General features: G+C 63.0%; 19 protein-coding genes. 2 read left to right on the forward strand and 17 right to left on the reverse strand.

From position 1 onward, the window contains the following. Window positions 1–4: 4 nt before the first annotated feature. Together SKZ59_RS21945 and SKZ59_RS21950 are read left to right on the forward strand one after the other, a co-directional pair. A complete protein-coding gene (locus tag SKZ59_RS21945; protein ID WP_319992948.1) occupies window positions 5–1,438 on the forward strand; it encodes a hypothetical protein in 1,434 nt (477 codons plus the stop codon). 115 nt (window positions 1,439–1,553) lie between these two features. Next, window positions 1,554–2,213 carry a glutathione S-transferase family protein gene (locus tag SKZ59_RS21950; RefSeq protein WP_319992949.1) on the forward strand — a complete coding sequence of 220 codons (660 nt, stop codon included), beginning with the start codon at window positions 1,554–1,556 and terminating at the stop codon, window positions 2,211–2,213. Between the two features lie 6 nt (window positions 2,214–2,219). On the opposite strand, the gene SKZ59_RS21955 is transcribed toward SKZ59_RS21950, so the two are convergent. The 17 genes from SKZ59_RS21955 to pilW form a co-directional block, all read right to left on the reverse strand. Then, window positions 2,220–2,525: an NIPSNAP family protein gene (locus SKZ59_RS21955; protein WP_034752016.1), complete on the reverse strand. Its 306-nt coding sequence runs from the start codon at window positions 2,523–2,525 to the stop codon at window positions 2,220–2,222. After that, window positions 2,522–3,448: a WD40 repeat domain-containing protein gene (locus SKZ59_RS21960; protein ID WP_319992950.1), complete on the reverse strand. Its 927-nt coding sequence runs from the start codon at window positions 3,446–3,448 to the stop codon at window positions 2,522–2,524. Before SKZ59_RS21960 ends, SKZ59_RS21955 begins: the two co-directional genes overlap by 4 nt. Beyond that, entirely contained in the window at window positions 3,445–3,954 is a 510-nt protein-coding gene (locus tag SKZ59_RS21965; RefSeq protein ID WP_319992951.1) for a GNAT family N-acetyltransferase, read from the reverse strand. The genes SKZ59_RS21960 and SKZ59_RS21965 overlap by 4 nt, the downstream gene beginning before the upstream one ends. A gap of 65 nt (window positions 3,955–4,019) precedes the next feature. Further along, on the reverse strand, window positions 4,020–4,565 hold the full coding sequence (locus SKZ59_RS21970) for a phosphoribosyltransferase (RefSeq protein WP_034752020.1): 546 nt from the start codon (window positions 4,563–4,565) through the stop codon (window positions 4,020–4,022). Between the two features lie 66 nt (window positions 4,566–4,631). Beyond that, window positions 4,632–5,945, reverse strand: a complete 1,314-nt coding sequence (locus tag SKZ59_RS21975) for an adenylosuccinate synthase (protein WP_319992952.1) — start codon at window positions 5,943–5,945, stop codon at window positions 4,632–4,634. Window positions 5,946–5,948: 3 nt separating this feature from the next. After that, window positions 5,949–7,109, reverse strand: coding sequence for an ATP phosphoribosyltransferase regulatory subunit (locus SKZ59_RS21980; protein ID WP_319992953.1), 1,161 nt, complete (start codon window positions 7,107–7,109; stop codon window positions 5,949–5,951). A gap of 269 nt (window positions 7,110–7,378) precedes the next feature. Beyond that, complete coding sequence (gene hflC / locus SKZ59_RS21985; protein ID WP_034752023.1) at window positions 7,379–8,266, reverse strand: protease modulator HflC; 888 nt, start codon at window positions 8,264–8,266, stop codon at window positions 7,379–7,381. Then, on the reverse strand, window positions 8,266–9,558 hold the full coding sequence (gene hflK, locus SKZ59_RS21990) for an FtsH protease activity modulator HflK (protein ID WP_034752025.1): 1,293 nt from the start codon (window positions 9,556–9,558) through the stop codon (window positions 8,266–8,268). Before hflK ends, hflC begins: the two co-directional genes overlap by 1 nt. Before the next feature lie 2 nt (window positions 9,559–9,560). Continuing rightward, window positions 9,561–10,784, reverse strand: coding sequence for a GTPase HflX (hflX, locus tag SKZ59_RS21995; protein WP_034752026.1), 1,224 nt, complete (start codon window positions 10,782–10,784; stop codon window positions 9,561–9,563). A gap of 114 nt (window positions 10,785–10,898) precedes the next feature. Further along, window positions 10,899–11,135, reverse strand: coding sequence for an RNA chaperone Hfq (gene hfq / locus SKZ59_RS22000; RefSeq protein WP_008450615.1), 237 nt, complete (start codon window positions 11,133–11,135; stop codon window positions 10,899–10,901). 241 nt (window positions 11,136–11,376) lie between these two features. After that, complete coding sequence (gene der / locus SKZ59_RS22005) at window positions 11,377–12,723, reverse strand: ribosome biogenesis GTPase Der (RefSeq protein WP_034752028.1); 1,347 nt, start codon at window positions 12,721–12,723, stop codon at window positions 11,377–11,379. Between the two features lie 4 nt (window positions 12,724–12,727). Further along, on the reverse strand, window positions 12,728–13,873 hold the full coding sequence (gene bamB, locus SKZ59_RS22010; RefSeq protein WP_034752030.1) for an outer membrane protein assembly factor BamB: 1,146 nt from the start codon (window positions 13,871–13,873) through the stop codon (window positions 12,728–12,730). An 85-nt stretch (window positions 13,874–13,958) separates the two neighbouring features. Then, a complete protein-coding gene (locus tag SKZ59_RS22015) occupies window positions 13,959–14,627 on the reverse strand; it encodes a YfgM family protein (protein ID WP_034752031.1) in 669 nt (222 codons plus the stop codon). 54 nt (window positions 14,628–14,681) lie between these two features. Continuing rightward, window positions 14,682–16,043: a histidine--tRNA ligase gene (gene hisS, locus SKZ59_RS22020; RefSeq protein ID WP_139089963.1), complete on the reverse strand. Its 1,362-nt coding sequence runs from the start codon at window positions 16,041–16,043 to the stop codon at window positions 14,682–14,684. A 57-nt stretch (window positions 16,044–16,100) separates the two neighbouring features. Next, window positions 16,101–17,375, reverse strand: a complete 1,275-nt coding sequence (gene ispG / locus SKZ59_RS22025; protein WP_070301527.1) for a flavodoxin-dependent (E)-4-hydroxy-3-methylbut-2-enyl-diphosphate synthase — start codon at window positions 17,373–17,375, stop codon at window positions 16,101–16,103. Window positions 17,376–17,413: 38 nt separating this feature from the next. Further along, window positions 17,414–18,394, reverse strand: coding sequence for a helix-turn-helix domain-containing protein (locus SKZ59_RS22030; RefSeq protein ID WP_319992954.1), 981 nt, complete (start codon window positions 18,392–18,394; stop codon window positions 17,414–17,416). Window positions 18,395–18,407: 13 nt separating this feature from the next. Further along, window positions 18,408–19,196, reverse strand: a complete 789-nt coding sequence (gene pilW, locus SKZ59_RS22035; protein ID WP_319992955.1) for a type IV pilus biogenesis/stability protein PilW — start codon at window positions 19,194–19,196, stop codon at window positions 18,408–18,410. Window positions 19,197–19,204: the final 8 nt, after the last annotated feature.

The following is a 19,204-nucleotide window of genomic DNA, read 5'->3' on the forward strand; positions in this document are numbered from 1 at the left end:
CAGCATGGCCGATCCCACCATCGATTACGACGACGTGCAAGGCACGATCCTGCGCGGCTACCGCGTCAACCTGGCGCGCCATTTCATCTTCAGCATCACGGATGCGGCGCAGGCGCGGCGCACCATCGCGGCCCTGCTCGACGGCAGCGACGGGCTGCCGGCCATTACCACCGCGCGCCATATCCACCCCAAGCCGCCCTGCTTCCTGAACCTCAGCTTTACCGCTCCCGGCCTGTCGGCTCTGGGGATAACCGCGGCCGAGCTGGCCACCTTTGACCAGGCATTTCAACGGGGTGCGGCCGATCCGGCCAGCGTCGCCGCCGTGGGCGACGTGGGCGACAGTGCCCCCGAACACTGGCTCGGCAACCTGGGGCCGGCCACCACAGCCGGCCAGGTGCATGCGATGCTGAGCCTGTGGGTCAGCGAATCGGAGGAAGTGCTGCAGGCAACGTCGGCCAAGCTGCGTGGCGCCTTTGCCGCCGGCTGGCATGAACTGTATGCGCACGATGGCGTGGCCCTGCCAGGCAACCGCGTGCATTTCGGCTACCGCGACAACATCGCCCAGCCCGACGTCGATGGCGCCCCGCCGCGCAAGCACGAACGCGCATACGACCCGGACCCGCTCAACAGCGTCAAGACGGGCGAATTCCTGCTCGGCTATCCGAATGAAAACGGCGGCACCTACCAGGTGCAGCCACCGCAACTGTCCACCAATGGCAGCTATGCCGCCTTCCGCATCCTGGAGCAGGACGTGCCCCTGTTCGACAGCATTCTGAGCCAGGGCGCGGCCAGTTCCGGACTCAGTACCGAGATGGTGGCCGCCAAGATGTGCGGACGCTGGCGCAACGGCAATCCGCTCGTGCTCGCGCCGGACGAACCGGGGCCCGTGCTGCCGAACGCCAGCCTGAACCGCTTTCACTATGTCGATGCGCAGCCGGAGCGGGACGACACGCTGGGCCTGAAATGCCCGGTCGGCGCGCATATCCGGCGCAACAATCCGCGCGACGAAGGCGTCGTGGGCACCTCGGCCCGCCACCACCGCATCGTGCGGCGCGCCATGCCCTACGGCAGCGAATACGATCCGGTGACACCCATCGCAGAGCAGCGGGGCCTGGTCGGCTATTTCATCAACGCCAACCTGCGCAATCAGTTCGAATTCCTGATGCAGCAATGGAACGATGACGCTACCTTCGTCAAATCGGCCGTCGGCCCGGCCGGTCCCGAGGCGGGCAACGCCACGCTCAACATCAGCGGCCAGGACGTGTTCCTGGGAATCAACGACCCGAGCGTCAGTTCCTTCACCTTGCCCGGCGTGGGCGCCAAGGGCAGCGGCAATACGAAACTGCAGCATTTTTCGCGCAGCGTCGTCACGCGCGGCGGCGTGTATTGCTTCTTCCCCAGCATCACGGGATTGCGCTATCTGGCAAACCTGAGTTAGGCGGCAGGCGGGCCTCAGATGCAAGCGGAACGGCCCGGACCGCTTGCATTGATCCTGTCATTCCACTATCGTTGCCACACGCGCGTGTTGCCAACCTTGCACAGGAGATTCCACCGTGCCGCTGATCCTCTACGGCCATCCCTTTTCCTCGTACACGCAAAAGGTGCTCGTCGCCTTGTACGAAAACGCCATACCGTTCGATTTCCGCTGCCTGGCGCCGGACATGCCCGAGCACTTGCAGCAATGGCTGGAGCGCTGGCCGCTGCGCAAATTCCCGCTGCTGGTGGACGGCGAGCGCAACGTCGCCGAGACCAGCATCATCATCGAATACCTGCAACTGGCCCATCCGGGCCCCCTGCGCCTGCTGCCGGACGGCGCCATGCAGGTGCTGGACGTGCGTTTTCTCGACCGCTATTTCGACCTGCACGTCATGACACCTGTGCAGCATGCCGTCGGTGCCGCCTTGAGCGGCGACCCGGAGAAGGCCGAGGAAGGCCGCGCGTTCGCCGGCGACAAGCTGGACCTCGCCTACGCCTGGCTGGAAACCCGCCTGGCCGGCAAGACGTGGGCCGCCGGCGACCACTTTACGCTGGCCGACTGCGCCGCCGCTCCCTCGCTGTTCTATGCGGACTGGACGCAGCCGATTCCCGCGGCGCTGCCCCTGCTGCGCGCCTACCGCGCGCGCCTGCTGGCCCGCCCGTCGTTCGCCCGCGCGGTGGAAGAAGCACGCCCGTACCGCCACCTCTTCCCCCTGGGCGCGCCGCAGCGCGATTGACCTTGTTCAGGCAAACACGGGGCGGAAAAAACTGCGCTCATAGCTGACGATGCAGCGCGTCTCCTCGGCATAGCGGAAGGCGGCCTGGCATTCGGCATCCTGCATCGAGTCGCTGCGGTACTGCTCGTACAAGGCCAGGCTGGGAAACGAGAACATGGCCAGCGCCACGTTGCTGGCGCCTTCCGATGGCAAAAAGTAGCCGTGGTGCTGGCCGCCGAAGCGTTCGACCAGCGGTATCCACAGCTTGCCGTAGGCTTCGAATTCCCGCAATTTGTATGGGTCGATGATGTAACGCAGGTAGCAGGTGATCATGGAGTTTCCTTGTGAACGTTCAGATCCATCAGCATGCCAGATTCCCAGGAACCGATGGCGGCCAATGGCGGGCCAGGCAAAAAGTCCAGCGCGCAGGGATACGCAAAATCTTCCTGCGCCAGGACGCCGAGACCCGGCCAGCCGTAGAACAGCAGCTTGCCCTTGCCGATGCGTCCCAGCGCGCTGCCGTCGGGCAGCCAGCGCAAGGCGTCGCCCGTGCCGGCGCCCGCTTCCACGGGCGCCGTGGCCAGCAAACGGCCATCGTCCATCGCATGCACGGACAGATACTCGTCGCCGCCCGCGTAATGCAGCACGGCCAGGCGCTCGCCATCGGGCGATGGGGCGCACGACGCCAGCTTGGGCAGCGACAGCACCACGCGCCCGCCTCCCGCTTGCAATGGCCAGTCCCACACGCTGCAGTAGTCGGGCGGCTGCACCTGCCCTTCCTCCACCGACTTGACGCCATGCAGGACCAGCAAACGCCGCCCGCCATCGATGGCGTAGATTGCGCGCAGCATTTCGCCAGGGTGCGCCTGCGTGAACAGCAGGTCGCCCGTCTGCGCATCGCGCACGCGCAGGCGGCCATCCCAGCCGCCGTCGACGAGATACCGGCCGCACGGCGACCACGCGGGACCGCAGCCTTCGCCATCTTTTTTGTTCTGGAAGTTCACGAGCAACTGGCCCGCCTGCGCATCCACCACGGCCTGCAGGCCCGTCGTGCTCTTGATGGCCAGCCGGTCGCCGTCAGGCGAAAAGGCCATGCTGGAACAGTGGGCGATGAACTTGCCGCGCCACAGTTTCTGGCGTGCCGCCACGTCCCACAGGACCAGGTCGCGCCCCAGCACAGCCAGGCGCGCGCCATCGGGCGAAAACCGCACGCCGTAGGCGCAGCCCAGCGTCAAGGACTTCGGCCTTGCCGTCATGGGCGCGCCAGGCGGTACACGACGCTATCGATATCGTAATGGCGTTCCATGCCCACGTATTGCATGCCCAGCCGCGTCATGACCTTGATCGAGGCGGCATTGTCCGGGTGCGCCACGGCCACCACTTCGGGCGCGCCGACGAGGTTGAACGCATGCGCGACGATGGCGGCCGCCGCTTCGCTGGCATAGCCCTGGCCCCAGCCCGTGCGGGCCAGACGCCAGCCGATTTCGTGCGGCTTGCTCTTGTCGCCATCGAGATGCTGCAGGCAGGCCATGCCCACCATCTCGCCATCATCGAGGCGTATCAGCGCCCACCACGAATAGCCCCACTCGGCCCAGCGGCCCGTGACGCGCTTGACGGCGGCGCGCGTGTCCTCTTCCTTTTCGGGCTGGCCCGCGTTCAGGTAGGTCATCACCTCGGGATCGGTGTTGAGCGTGCGCATGCGCTCGTAGTGGTTTTCCGTAATCGGTTCCAGGCGCAGGCGCGCCGTCGTGAGTATGGTCATCGCATTTCCTTGGACGAAAAAAAAGACGATACACGATCGTCTTTTTTTTGCAAGCGCGCACGCAATTACTTGCCTGCTTCGCCCTTCTTGATCCACGCCGCCAGCTGGTGCGGACGCAGGCCGTCGTAGTCTTCGAACGGCTGGTGGATCCACGGATTGTGCGGCAATTCGTCGAGGAAGTAGTCGGGACGCACGACGGAGCAGCCCTTCAGCCAGATCACGGCCGATTTGACTTCGGTCACGTCAGGGAAGTTTTCCTTCAGGTGACGCGTGACCTTGTCCAGCGTGACGCCCGAATCGGCCAGGTCGTCGACCAGCAGGATGCGGCCGGCCAGCGGGCCCTTGGTCATGGTCATGTACTTGGCGATATCGAGGTCGCCGCGCACCGTGCCCGCGTCTTCGCGGTAGGAGCTGGTCGACAGGATGGCCAGTGGTAAATCAAAAATGCGCGAAAATACGTCGCCGGGACGCACGCCGCCGCGCGCCAGGCACAATACCTGGTCGAATTTCCAGCCCGATTCGTAGACCTTGAGCGCCAGGCGCTCGATCAGGCGGTGGTATTCTTCCCAGTTGACCCAGAGGTGTTGATCGTTCGATTGTGGGGTAGTCATGATAGTGGAATCTTATTATTAGCGTGATTAAAAAAATCCGCCTTGCGGCGGATTGTGTCCAGCAGCTTACTCGAATGGGTGACGCAGCACGATCGTTTCTTCACGATCCGGACCGGTCGAAACCATGTCCACCGGTACGCCGACCAGTTCTTCGATGCGCTTGATGTAAGCGCGCGCCGTTGCCGGCAGCGCCGCCAGCGATTTCGCGCCGACCGTGCTTTCCGTCCAGCCTGGCATCTCTTCGTACACCGGTACGCAGCGGGCGGCTTCTTCGGCGCCCGATGGGAAGATGTCCGTGGCCACGCCGTCGATGGTGTAGCCGGTGCACAGTTTCAGCGTTTCGATACCATCCAGCACGTCCAGCTTGGTCAGGCACATGCCCGTCACGCCGTTGATCTGCACGGAGCGGCGCAGCAAGGCGGCGTCGAACCAGCCGCAGCGGCGGGCACGGCCCGTCACGGTGCCGAATTCATGACCGACTTGCGCCAGGTGGTGGCCGACGCCCGCATCCGTTGGCAGTTCCGAAGGGAACGGGCCGGAACCGACGCGCGTCGTGTAAGCCTTGGTGATGCCCATGATGTAGTGCAGCATGCCAGGACCGACACCCGAACCGGCGGCGGCATTGCCGGCCACGCAGTTCGACGAGGTGACGAACGGGTAGGTGCCGTGGTCGACGTCGAGCAGGGAGCCCTGCGCGCCTTCGAACAGCAGGTTCGCGCCGGCCTTGTGCGCCTTGTACAGCGCGCTCGACACGTCGGTGACCATCGGACGCAGACGCGGCACATAGGCCAGCGCGTCGTCGAGGGTCTTCTGATAGTCGACTCTCGGCGCCTTCAGGTAGTTTTCCAGCACGAAGTTGTGGTAATCGAGGTTTTCAGCCAGCTTTTCGGCAAAGCGCTTCTCGTTCAGCAGGTCGGCGATACGGATCGCGCGGCGCGCCACTTTGTCTTCATAGGCCGGGCCGATGCCCTTGCCGGTGGTGCCGATCTTCGCATCGCCACGCTTGGCTTCACGCGCCAGGTCGATCGCGGTGTGGTAAGGCAGGATCACGGGCGCCGCGTCCGACACTTTCAGGCGCGAGGCGACTTCGACGCCGACGGCTTCGAGCTTGTCGATTTCGCGCAGCACGTCCGGCACGGAAACGACCACGCCGTTACCGATGTAGCAGGCGACGCCTGGACGCATGATGCCCGACGGGATCAGTTGCAGCGCGGTTTTGACGCCGCCGATGACCAGCGTGTGGCCTGCATTGTGGCCGCCCTGGAAGCGCACCACACCCTGGGCGTGATCGGTCAACCAATCGACGATCTTGCCTTTACCTTCATCGCCCCATTGGGTGCCGATGACAACGACGTTCTTTGCCATAATTTTCTTTGACATCACTTAACCTAAGTTTTTAAGAATCCAGCTACTACCATTATCGGCAAGTACCAGCACGCGATCGCACTCGAACTCGTCTTGTTCATTACTGTGACCCGGCATACTCTGGATCACGACCTCGCCCGCCTTGCGCAACTCGGCGATTTTTTCCTTCAATTCTGGCGCGCTGCCCCATGGGGCGCGGATCGAATGCTTCCGTTCCGCCGTTGGGAGCAGGCGCGCCAGTTCGCGCAAATCGAGCGAGAAGCCGGTCGCGGGACGTGCCCGGCCGAACGCTTCGCCGACGTGGTCATAACGGCCGCCGCGCGCAACCGCGTTCGGCAAGCCAGGTACATACAGCGCAAACATCGCGCCACTTTCATATTGGTAGCCGCGCAGGTCGGCCAGGTCGATCGCCACTTCGGCGCGGCCCAGGGCAGATCCTGCCAGCGCGGCCAGTTCGGCCAGCGCCTTCAACACGCCCGGCAACGGCGGCAGCACTTCGCGCGCACGCGCCAGCACGTCGATGTCGCCATACAGATTCGGCAAGGCCAGCAGCGCATCGCGCGTGACGGCATCGTAGGATGCGGTCAGGGCGCGCAGGCCTGGCGCATCTTTCGCCCGCAGCAGGGTGTACAGCGCAGCTTCGTCGCGCTCGGCGGCGGCGTCTTGCGCAATGATAGCGCGCAACAGGCCGACGTGCGACAAATCCAGGCGGACGCTATCGAAACCGGCCAGTGCCAGCGAGGCGAGCGCCAGTTCCTGGATCTCGGCATCGGCTTCCAGGCCGGCGTGGCCATAGATTTCGGCGCCGATCTGCAGCGGTTCGCGGGTGGCGTGCAAGCCCGACGGACGGGTATGCAGCACGCTGCCGGCGTAGCACAGGCGGGTGACGGTGGCACGGTTCAGCAGATGGGCGTCGATGCGCGCCACTTGCGTCGTCATGTCGGCGCGCAGGCCGAGCATGCGGCCAGACAGCTGGTCGACCAGTTTGAACGTGCGCAGGTCGGTATCCTTGCCAGCGCCGGTCATCAGCGATTCCAGATACTCGAGCAGCGGCGGCATCACCAGTTCATATCCGTACAGACGGAAATTATCCAGCATGAGGCGGCGCAGCTCTTCGATCTTGCGCGCTTCCGACGGCAGAACATCGGCAATATTTTCGGGCAAAAGCCAATTCGGCATGAGGGAGCGAGATACGGAAGAAAGTTGAAAAAATGCATCATGCGAGGCAGCGGCGGGCGCGCCAGGCAAGAGGCCGAACCTGATATTTTACGCGAAAACACGGGCCTTTAGGGATAAGTTGTCCGAAACGCTGCCGCGCAGCTCTAAAAACAGGGAATTTTACGCCTTCCCGCAACAGCCTGGCGGGCACAAAAAAACGGGGCCGGCAATGATGCCGGCCCCGCTGCTACTGCCCCGTCGTTGCGGACGGGGGCAGTCCCGATGCTGTCTTACTTCTTGGCCGAACCGGCTGCGCCGCCGCCCTTGAAGTACTTGAAGAATTCCGAACTCGGATCGACCACCATCACGTCGCCCTTGTCCTTGAACGTGGCGCGGTAGGCTTCCAGGCTGCGGTAAAACTTGTAGAACTCCGGATTCTTGCCAAACGCTTCCGCATAGATCTGCGATGCCTTGGCGTCGCCCTCGCCGCGGATCTTCTCGGCTTCGCGGTACGCTTCGGCCAGGATCACCGTGCGCTGCTTGTCGGCGTCGGCACGGATCTTCTCGGAGTCGGCCGAACCGGTCGAACGCAGCTCATTGGCCACGCGCACGCGCTCGGACTTCATGCGCTCGTACACGGAGTTGTTGATCTGCTCGACGTAGTCGACGCGTTTCAGGCGCACGTCGACGATTTCCACGCCGATGGCCTTCGCTTCCGCCGAGACCTTCGCCAGGATCGCTTCCATCACCTTGCCGCGCTGGCCAGAGATCACTTCGCGCACGGTGCGCTTGGTGATTTCATCGTTCAGCGCCGCCTTGACGATTTGCGACATGCGGTTGCGGGCCGGCTTTTCATCGCCGCCGAAGCTGCGGAAATACAGGCGCGGATCGGCGATGCGCCATTTCACGTAGGCGTCGACGAGGATGTTCTTCTTCTCGGCCGTGATGAAGCGTTCCGGTTCCGGCGTATCCAAGGTCAGGATGCGCTTGTCCAGGTACAGCACGTTCTGGAACGGCGGCGGCAGCTTGAAGTACAGACCCGGCGTGCTGATGACTTCCTTGACTTCGCCGAGGGCGAAGACGACCGCATACTTACGCTGGTCGACCACGAACACGGTCGAGGACAAGAGCATGATCGCGATAAAGCCCGCGATCAGGGCGGCTACGATACGATTCATTAGCGGCTCTCCCGTTCACGCGAAGAGCGGCTGTCGCGGCGCTGATTGACTTCTACTGTCGGCATGGCTTCCTGTGGCAAAACGGTGTTGGCTGCGGGTGTCGCGGCAGCACGGGCGGCGGCAGCGGCAGCGTCGGTGGCCGCCGTCTGGGCGATCAGCTTGTCGAGCGGCAGGTACAGCAAATTACTGCCCGTCTTCGCGTCGACCATGACCTTGCTGGCACTGCTGAACACTTGCTGCATCGTTTCGAGGTACATGCGGTCACGCGTGACAACCGGCGCCTTCTGGTACTCGACCAGCACCTGCTTGAAGCGCGAAGCATTACCTGCCGCGTTCTCGGTCACCATCGCGCTGTACGCTGCGGCTTCCTCCATCAGGCGGAAAGCGGCACCGCGGGCTTTTGGAATGACGTCGTTGGCGTAAGCCTGGCCTTCATTCTTCTGGCGCTCGCGGTCCTGGCCTGCCTTGACGGCATCGTCGAAGGCGGCTTGCACCTGCTCCGGCGGCTGCACGGCCTGCATCGTCACGTTGGTGATGACGGCGCCGACCTTGTAGCGGTCAAGAATCTGCTGCATCAGCTGCTGCGTATCGTAAGCCACCTTTTCGCGGCCCTCGTACAGCACGAAGTCCATCTTGCTGCGGCCGACCACTTCGCGGATCGCCGTTTCGGCGACCTGGCGCAAGGTGTCTTCCTGGTCGCGCGTGTTGAACAGCCACGCCACGGGATCTTTCAGGGTGTATTGCACCGCGAACTGGATGTCGATGATGTTTTCATCGTCCGTCAGCATCAGCGACTCGCTGGCCTGCTTGTTGCGCAGCGACTGGCGGTAACCCACTTCCACCGTACGCACCTGCGACACGTTGACGGTTTCGTCGGTCTGGAACGGGTACGGCCAGCGCCAGTTGAAACCGGCCGGCGTGGTGTGGCTGTACTTGCCGAACGTGAGCACGACGCCGTTCTGGCCCTCTTGCACGATGAAGGCGCCGCTGGCGAGCCAGATGAAGACGGCGATCACGCCGACCACGCCTGCGGTGATGCCGGCGCCCTTCATGTCTGGGCGCGGACCACCGCCACCGCCGTTGTTATTGCCGCCGTTGTCGGGACGGTTCTTCTGTCCGAAAAAGGCGTTCAGGCGCTGATTGAAATCGCGCCACAACTGATCGAGGTCCGGCGGACCTTCGCCGGGCTTTTTGCCTTCTTGGGCTTTCTTGCCGTCGTCCTTGCGATTGCCCCAGCGGGGATCGTTCAGGGACAACTTCAAGCCTGTTTTTTTGAGTAGGGAGACAAGCATAACTATCGTGTTCCGACTTGGGAGTGGGTGGAAATCCTATCGTCCTCGCCAGGCTCTTCGTCCTGGTCCGGGGCGGCGCCATCGTGCTGGTCGTACTGACCGTCAAACTGATCTTCCTGCGGTGCTTCGTCGTTCTGATACAGGTGGGCCGAACCGGGCGCCTTCCTGGCCATCTCGACGATCGCATCGCGCAGCAGGTCGAGCCCACTGCCCTTCTGCGCACTGACGAACACGCGACTGATCGTAGCATATTCGTCGCGCTCCACCGAAGGCTCCAGCCCGGCCGCATCGATCTTGTTCCACACGAGGATTTGCGGAATATGATCGGCGCCGATCTCTTTCAAGACCAGGTTGACCTGCTCGATCTGCTCCATGCGCACCGGCGACGCGGCGTCGACGACGTGCAGCAGCAGATCGGCATGGATGGTTTCTTCGAGCGTGGCGCGGAATGCGGCCACCAGCTGATGCGGCAATTCGCGCACGAAGCCGACCGTGTCGGAGATCACCACGTTACCCACTTCCTGGCCCAGGTAAACCCGGCGCGAGGTGGTGTCGAGCGTGGCGAACAACTGGTCGGCGACGTACACGCCGGCCTTGGTCACGGCATTGAACAGGGTCGACTTGCCGGCATTGGTATAGCCGACCAGGGACACCGAGAATGTGTGATTGCGGCCGCGCGCGCGGCGCTGCGTTTCGCGCTGCTTGTGCAGCTTTTCCAGACGGGCGCGCAAGGCCTTGACGCGGTCGCCGATCAGCCGGCGGTCGGTCTCGAGCTGCGTCTCGCCGGGACCGCGCAAGCCGATACCGCCCTTTTGCCGCTCAAGGTGGGTCCAGCCGCGGATCAGGCGCGTGGCCAGATGCTGCAGCTGGGCCAACTCGACTTGCAGCTTGCCCTCGTGGCTCTTGGCGCGCTGCGCAAAGATGTCGAGGATCAGGCTGGTACGGTCGAGCACGCGCACATTCAGGCGCTTTTCCAGATTGCGCTGCTGGGCAGGCGAGAGGGCATGATTGAAGATGACGATTTCCAGGCCATCGTTGACGACGACGTCGCCAATTTCATCGGCCTTGCCGCTGCCGACGAAATATGCGGAGTCGGGACTCGAACGCTTGGCCGTGATGGTGGAAATCGGGTCTGCGCCAGCAGAACGCGACAACAGCATGAGTTCCTCCATGCTGGCGGCGAAGTCGCTGTGACCGAAGTCAACTCCGACTAGTGCCGCGCGCATGATGGCATCTGATGAGTTGTGGCGGACGCCGACGCCGATGCAAACGCATCAGCGCCGCTGGCGCGGACGGGGGCGATGGACGGTGAAAGGCGCTGGGCCGTCAAGCTCAACGCTTTACTCCGCTTCAGATTCAATATTGAGATTGACGGCACGGGCCGGCACCACTGTCGAGATGGCATGCTTGTACACCATCTGTGTCACCGTATTGCGCAGCAATACGACATATTGATCGAACGATTCGATATGGCCCTGCAATTTAATGCCATTGACCAGGTAGATCGAGACAGGAACATGCTCTTTGCGTAATGCATTGAGGAATGGGTCTTGTAACAGTTGCCCTTTGTTGCTCATAACAGCTCCATTGTTTATGTTGTTGTGTAAGAATTGGAGGCGACTCGCTTGATTTCAAGTGCTCTCACACCTTTCAAAGAAAGAAAGATGCGTCATAGCTACTGTAACCTGTTTTCGCGATCGCTGTCGCGCATGGCGCATTAACACTTTATTATTTTCGTGCAAACAGCCATTAAATGACTGTCGGCGCCGCATTATCTCCGCGGCGCCTTAATATGCACTTAATTCAGCATTTAAAACATTACTTGCTTGGCGTGCGTGCAAACGGGTTTTTACCCGTACGCAATTCAATGCGCAGCGGCGTGCCGACCAGGGCAAACGTATCGCGGAAATGTTTTTCCAGATAGCGTTTGTACGGGTCGCCAACGGCGTCGAGTGCATTGCCGTGAATAACGATCACAGGCGGGTTCATGCCGCCCTGGTGCGCATAGCGCAGCTTCGGACGGATCGAACCCTTGCGGCGCGGCTCCTGCTTTTCCACGGCCTCGATCAGGGCGCGCGTCAGCTTCGGCGTCGACAGGTCGCACATGGCGGCCGCATACGCGGCGTTGAGCGACTTCATCAGTGGACCGATGTTGGTGCCTTTCAGCGCGGAAATGAAATGCATCTGCGCAAACGACAGGAAATCGAGCTTGCGGTCGATATCGATCTTGATCTCGTCGCGCTCGTGCGATTGCAAGCCATCCCATTTATTCACGGCCACGACCAGCGCGCGGCCCGATTCCAGGATGAAGCCGGCGATATGCGCGTCTTGCTCGGAAATATCCTGCTGCGCGTCGAGCATCAGCACGACCACGTTGGCTTCGGAAATCGACTGCAGCGTTTTCACGACAGAGAATTTCTCGATCGCTTCGAACACCTTGCCGCGGCGGCGGATACCGGCCGTGTCGATCAAGGTGTATTGCTGGCCATCGCGCTCGAACGGGATTTCGATCGAATCGCGCGTCGTGCCCGGCATGTCGAAGGCGATCACGCGCTCTTCGCCCAGCAGGGTATTGATCAAGGTCGACTTGCCCACGTTCGGACGGCCGACGAGGGCGATCTTGATGCCGCGGTCGGTCTTTTCCAGCTCTTCAGGCTCATCCGGACGCTGCGCGAACGCCAGGTCCAGCATCACTTCGACGAGGTCGTTGACGCCGTCGCCATGCGCCGACGAGATCGCATACGGATCGCCCATGCCCAATTCATAGAATTCGGACACGACGGCCGTGTAGCGCATGCCTTCGCTTTTGTTGACTACCAGCAAGACCGGACGGCCGCTCTTGCGCAGGAAGTCGACGATGGTCTTGTCATGCGGGGTCAGGCCTTGACGGCCGTCGACGATGAATACCACCACGTCGGCCTCGGCCACGGCCTGCTTGGTCTGCAGTGCCATCTGGTGCATGATGCCTTCCTTGGCGACGGGTTCGAAACCACCCGTATCGATGACGAGGAAGGGACGTTCGCCGACACGGCCTTCGCCATAGTGACGATCGCGCGTCAACCCAGGCAAATCCGCCACCAGCGCATCGCGCGAGCGGGTCAGACGATTGAATAAAGTCGATTTCCCAACATTGGGTCGACCTACTAGTGCAATTACCGGCTTCATTGTATTACTCGACCGCGAGAGCGGTCACTGTCCCTGATTGGGTTTGAAAAATCAAATTCGAACCGGCAACGACGGGAGCCGAAACAATCGGGCTACCGTCGGTGCTGACACGACCTATTAATGCACCATCTTCCCGTGACAGGAAGTGGATGTAACCTTGATAATCGCCAACGGCGACGCTGCGGCCGTAGGAGGCCGGCGTCGACAGGCGGCGGCGCGCCAGCGCGTCATTCTTCCAGGCGCTCTGGCCGCCTTCGCGGCTGAACGCCACGACGGCGCCCTGGTCATCGGCGGTGAACACGAAACGCTGGTCGACGGCCACGCCCACATCGGACGAGATCGGCTTGGTCCAGCGCGGCACGCCCGTGGCGGCATCGAAGCAACCCGCCTTGCCCTGGTACGTGACGGCGCACACTTCGCCTTCGTACACCACCGGCGTGCCGGCGATGTCGGAGACGCGCTCCAGTTCGGTGGCGCCGCGCGGTTCGCTGACGACGACCTCCCAGCGTACCACACCGGTGGCCGCCGTCAGTGCCAGCAGCTTGCCGCCCGGCTGGGCCACGTAGATGTTCGCGCCGCCCAGCGCCATGCCCGGCGCATTGCGCAAGGTCAATGCCGGCGTGACGCGCTGCACCGTCCACTTGCGCTCGCCCGTCTTGGCGTCGAAGCCGACGATGCGGTTGTCCACGCTGCGCACCACGACCACGCCCTGTCCCACGACGGGCGCCGTCAATACTTCGCTGGACGCCTGCGCCTTCCACAGCTGCTTGCCATCGGCGTCAAACGCCAGCACGGCACCCTTGGCGGCGCCGACGGCCACGACCGTGCCATCGCTGCCGGGGCTCGACGTGATGTCGCTGCCGGCCTTGACGCGCCACGTTTCACGGCCGCTGGCCGCATCGAGGCGCGCCAGCGCGCCATCGGCGCTGACCACGTACAGGCTGCTGCCAGCCAGCGCAGGCGTAAACGCGTACACGCCAGCCTTGCCGATCGAATACTTCCAGGCGTCGCGCACGGCGATGCTCGATTTTAACTCGACCAGCTTGGCCGGCTCGGCTTTCGGATCTTTCGAGGCGAACGGGTTCCAGGACGAGCAACCGGCCATCAGGGCCAACAGACTTGCAGCTACCAGCTTTTCAGTGACACGCATAAGTGTTATCCAACCTTTTTCTTGTACTTGTAAGGGCAAGGCGGGCGGCGCACAACGCCGCGCGGCCCCGCCATCAGTGTTCCTGTCAGGCGGCGGCCTTGTCAGCCTTGGCCTTGTCTTCCGGTACCGTACCGCCGATCGCTTCCAGTTTGACCTGGATCAGTTGACGGCCTGGATTGTTTTTGTCCGTCGCGGCCAGAGCGGCCAGGTAAGCCGTGCGGGCGTCGGCCAGCTTGTTTTGCGCCACCAGGATGTCTCCCTTGCGGTCGGCCACGGCGCCGGCAAATTGCGCCACGGAAGCCGTTGCCAGCACTTTCAGCGCTTCATCGTAGGCTTTTTCATCCAGCAGAACACCTGCCAGGCGCAGCTTGGCGATGGCCTTGTACTCTTCCGTGCCATGCTCGGCCACCCATTGCAGCTGGGTCTTGGCCGTTTTCAGGTCGTTCGCGTCGAACGCCACCTTGGCCGCGGCCAGGGCGCTCATCTGCGCGTATGCCGTGCCGCTGAAACGCGATTGCATGTCGCCAGCCGCGCGCATCACCTTGGCCGTGTCCTTGGCGGCGATGGCGTTCTGCAGTTCGTCGTATAACTGGCCCGCTTGCGCAGCCTGCGTGCGCTGGTAGTACTGCCAGCCAGCCCAGCCGCTGTAGCCTGCCAGCGCCACGATCAGGACCCAGGAGGTCAGATTGCCATTGCGCTGCCACCAGGCTTTGAGGGTTGCCAGTTGTTCTTGTTCTTCGTGATCGTATGCCATGGGTCGTCAGTTTTAATGAGTAGTTGATCGAGGGTAGAACGGTCTTGCGTCAAATCAGTGGTGATGATGCACGTGGCCGCCAGGACCGTGGTCATGGCCGCAATCGTGGTCGCCGATGATCTGGTCCACCACGTAATCGACGACATCGTCGAACGGCACCGTGTTCTGCTGCGCGCCCGCATCGGCTTCGCGCATGGCTTTCACCGTTGCGACATTATTGGCGATTTCATCGTCGCCCATGATCACGGCAAACGCCGCACCGCTGGCGTCCGCCTTTTTCATTTGCGTCTTGAAGCTGCCGCCACCGTTGCTCGCTGCGCAATGTAGCACAACGTCCAGGCCGGCATCGCGAATCCGCTCGGCCAGCACGAACGCTTGCAAGCCTGCCTGCTCGCCCTGGTGCACCAGATAGACGTCGCACTGGGCTGGCTGCTCCGGCTCGGCCGCGTCCTTCATCAGCAGCACCAGGCGTTCGACGCCCATGCCGAAACCGACGGCAGGCGTCGATTTGCCGCCAAACATTTCCACCATGCCGTCATAGCGGCCGCCGGCGCAGACCGTGCCTTGCGCGCCCAGCTTGTCGCTGACCCACTCGAACACCGTGCGGTTGTAGTAATCGAGGCCGCGCACCAGGCGTGGATTGATGATGAAGGGAATATTGTTGTGGTTCAGAATCTTCTGCACGCCGTGGAAATGGGCCAGCGATTCCTCGCCCAGGTACTCGAGCAGCTTCGGCGCGCCATTGACCAGGTCCTGCATGGCAGGGTTCTTGGTATCCAAAATGCGCAGCGGATTGCTGTGCAGGCGGCGCTTGGCTTCTTCGTCGAGCAGCTCGCTGTGGCTTTCCAGGTAGGCGATCAGGTCGGCGCGATGGCGCAGGCGCTCGGCCGCGTCGCCGATCGAGTTCAGTTCCAGGCGGATGCCTTCCAGGCCCAGGTCATCCCACAGGCGGCGCGTCATCATGATCAGCTCGGCGTCGATGTCCGGACCCGTAAAGCCGATGGCTTCCGCGCCGAACTGGTGGAACTGGCGGTAGCGGCCCTTTTGCGGACGCTCATGGCGGAACATCTGGCCCTTGTACCACAGGCGTTTCGGGCCTTCGTAGACGAGGTTGTGCTCGACGACGGCGCGCACCACGCCGGCCGTGCCTTCAGGACGCAGGGTCAGGTTGTCGCCGTTCATCGAATCGGTGAACGAATACATTTCCTTTTCCACGATATCGGTCACGGCGCCGATGGCGCGCGCGAACAATTTCGTTTCTTCCACGATCGGCGTGCGGATCTGCTGGAAGCCGTAGCTTTGCAGGACAGATTGCGCCGTGTTTTCAAACAGTTCCCACAGCGGGGCGTCAGCTGGCAGGATATCGTTCATGCCTTTAACGGCGGTGATTTTGTCGAGCTTTTTATTTTCGGACATAGTGTTCTTCTTTGCTTTAACTTGATTGCCGGATGACGCGCACAGCGCTAATCCGACCTACGCCGTTGCCGTAGCGGCGGCGCCGTAATGGCTTTTAACATAATTGAGGACGATGTCCTGGAATTCCTCGACGATGCGTTCGCCGCGCAGGGTGACGACTTTTTCGCCGTCGACAAACACGGGCGCGGCAGGCGACTCGCCCGTGCCGGGCAGGCTGATGCCGATGTTCGCATGCTTCGATTCGCCGGGACCGTTGACGATGCAGCCCATCACGGCCACGTTCATCGCTTCCACGCCCGGATACGATTTCTTCCACTCCGGCATCTGCTCGCGCAGATACGTCTGGATGTTGTCGGCCAGTTCCTGGAAGGTGGTCGACGTCGTGCGGCCGCAACCGGGACAGGCGATGACCATGGGCGCGAACTTGCGCAAGCCCATGGTTTGCAAAATTTCCTGGCCGACGATGACTTCGCGCGTACGGTCGCCGCCCGGTTCGGGCGTCAGCGAAATGCGGATGGTGTCGCCGATGCCTTCCTGCAGCAGCACGGCCAGGGCCGCCGTCGAGGCGACGATGCCCTTGCTGCCCATGCCCGCTTCCGTCAGGCCCAGGTGCAACGGATAGTCGCAGCGCTGCGCCAGTTCGCGGTACACGGCGATCAGGTCCTGCACGCCCGAGACCTTGCACGACAGGATGATCTTGTCGCGCGCCAGGCCCAGCTCTTCGGCGCGCACGGCGTTTTCAATCGCCGACGTCACCAGCGCTTCATACATGACGGCTTGCGCCGGCCATGGTTCGGCACGGCCCGCGTTTTCATCCATGATGCGCGCCAGCAAGGCTTGATCGAGGCTGCCCCAGTTCACGCCGATGCGCACCGGCTTGTCGTAGCGGCAAGCCGCTTCGATCATTTGCGCAAATTGCGTGTCGCGCTTGGCGCCCTTGCCCACGTTGCCCGGATTGATGCGGTACTTCGACAGCGCGCGCGCGCAATCGGGGTAGTCGTTGAGCAGGGTATGGCCGTTGTAATGGAAATCGCCGACCAGCGGCACGTCGATATCCATCTTGTCGAGCTGCTCGCGGATGTAGGGCACGGCCGCAGCCGCTTCCGGACGGTCCACCGTCAGGCGCACCAGTTCCGAACCGGCACGCGCCAGTTCCTTGATCTGGATCGCCGTGCCGATGGCGTCGGCCGTATCCGTGTTCGTCATCGACTGCACCACCACGGGGGCGTCGCCGCCCACCCAGATCTGGCGCTGGCCGTGCGCGATCAGCACCTTGCGGCTGTCGCGCCGGCCGGATGGACCGGAGCCGATCGCTGTTTTCGAGGTAGCCATAATATTATCTTCTGAGTTTGCTTGAACGGTTACTGCAATTATTTGATGCTGACGCGCGAGATCGTGCCGCCGGCAACGGTCGGCAGCTCCAGCTTGGCGCCGCGCAAGGTTGCCTGCACCACACCAGGTTTGCCCACCACCAGGGTGGCCGGGCCCGTGATATCGAACGTTTCCGTGCTGCCCGCCTTGACCATGCGCGAAATCAGCGGCGTGCTGCCAGGGCGGCGGATTTCCACCCAGGAATCCTGCTCCACCTTCAGCACCAGCGCATTCGCGCCCACGGCAGGCGCAGCGGTAGCCGCAGGCGGCGTGACGGCGGCCGTCGCAGCTGTCGCAGGGGCTGGCACGGCGGCTGGCGGCACGGCGGCGGCCGGCGCCGAAGCGATGGCGGAAGCCGGAGCGCCCGTCTGCGTATCGTTGCCTGGTGGCGGCGGTACGGAAATCAGGGGCACGGACGGCGACTGCACGGGCGTCAAGTCCTGGCCCGGCTTGACCAGGGTCGTTTCCACGGGGCCCACTTCCGCATGCGATGTTTCCTTCCCGGCCTGCGAGGACAGCAGGCTGGCCGGCACATAACCGAGTTTATACGCGCCAAAGGCGGCCGCCACGACGACGGCCACGGCGCCGGCGATCCACAGGGGCGTCTGGTTCGACGAGCGCTGCGTCATCGACGGGAAGCGCGATTCGGAAAACGTGGCAGAAATTTCACGTCGTACGGGCGCGGCCGGGTCTTGCGCCGGCGCCGGGTGGACTTCGATCATGGCCACCAGCGGTGCCGCGTCGAGACGCACGACCTTGGCGTAGGCGCGCACGAAACCGCGCACCACGGCCAGGTTCGGCAAGGCCGCCATGTCGCCCTCTTCCAGCGCGACCACCTGGCGCGGCGCCAGCTTGAGCTGGTCGGCCACCTGCTCCACCGGCCAGCCCAGCGCTTCGCGCTGCGCCTTCAACTGCGCGCCTGCCAACGCCAGATTGCCCTGGGGCTGCTGCTGAGGCGTTTCTGCCCACTCTGAATTCATTGGTATCCCTGTCTCACTCATCAAACGCCCCATTTTGATAAGCAGCATATTCGGGGGAGCCGGAATGGTGGTTGCGCAAATGCGCCCCCAGGCCAGCTTCCGCACCCGCATCCCCGAGCTTATGCTGCACCTTGATCCCGAGCCACAGCACATCGGCCGTCTGGCTCTCCATTGTTGCTATCTTACCGAGCCGCTGCAAATAATAAGCCGCCTGCCGGTAGTCTTGCTGTTGGTAATACACGCGCACCAGGCCGGCGTTCGTCACTGCCACGTCCGGTGCGATGCGTACGGCGCGCATCCAATACGCGCCCGCACGCGGGTAATCGTTCAGGGCCAGGCTGCAAGCGCCCCCATTGTTGAGCGCTTTTTCCGGCGACACATACGCCGCATCCGCCAATGCCGCATCGAAATACGCCAGCGATTGCGCGGCGCGTCCCGTCTGGCACAAAAACAGGCCGTAATTATTGCTCAACTCAGGATTGTGGGGCGCAAGGCGCAAAGCGTAAAGGAAATCTTTCTCGGCAGACGCAGTTTGCCGCTGGGCCGCAAGGATCAGGGCGCGCACGCCATACGCTTGCGCATCGTTCGGCGCCAGTTGCACGGCTTGCTGCGCTTCGGCCAGGGCCACGTCGAGCTGGCCTTGCGCATAGTACGCGCTGGCCAGCTGCAAGCGCAGCGCGGCGCGTTCCGGCGCACCCGCCTGCACGTCTCTGGCGACCGTGTCCGGCGTGGAAGAGGCACAGCCGACCAGCAGCACGGCCAGGCAAACAGCGGCCACAGCGAGCGAGCGTTGGTAAGCCATGCCTTCCC

Source organism: Janthinobacterium sp. GMG2 (assembly GCF_033949445.1).
Lineage (GTDB): Bacteria > Pseudomonadota > Gammaproteobacteria > Burkholderiales > Burkholderiaceae_D > Janthinobacterium > Janthinobacterium aestuarii.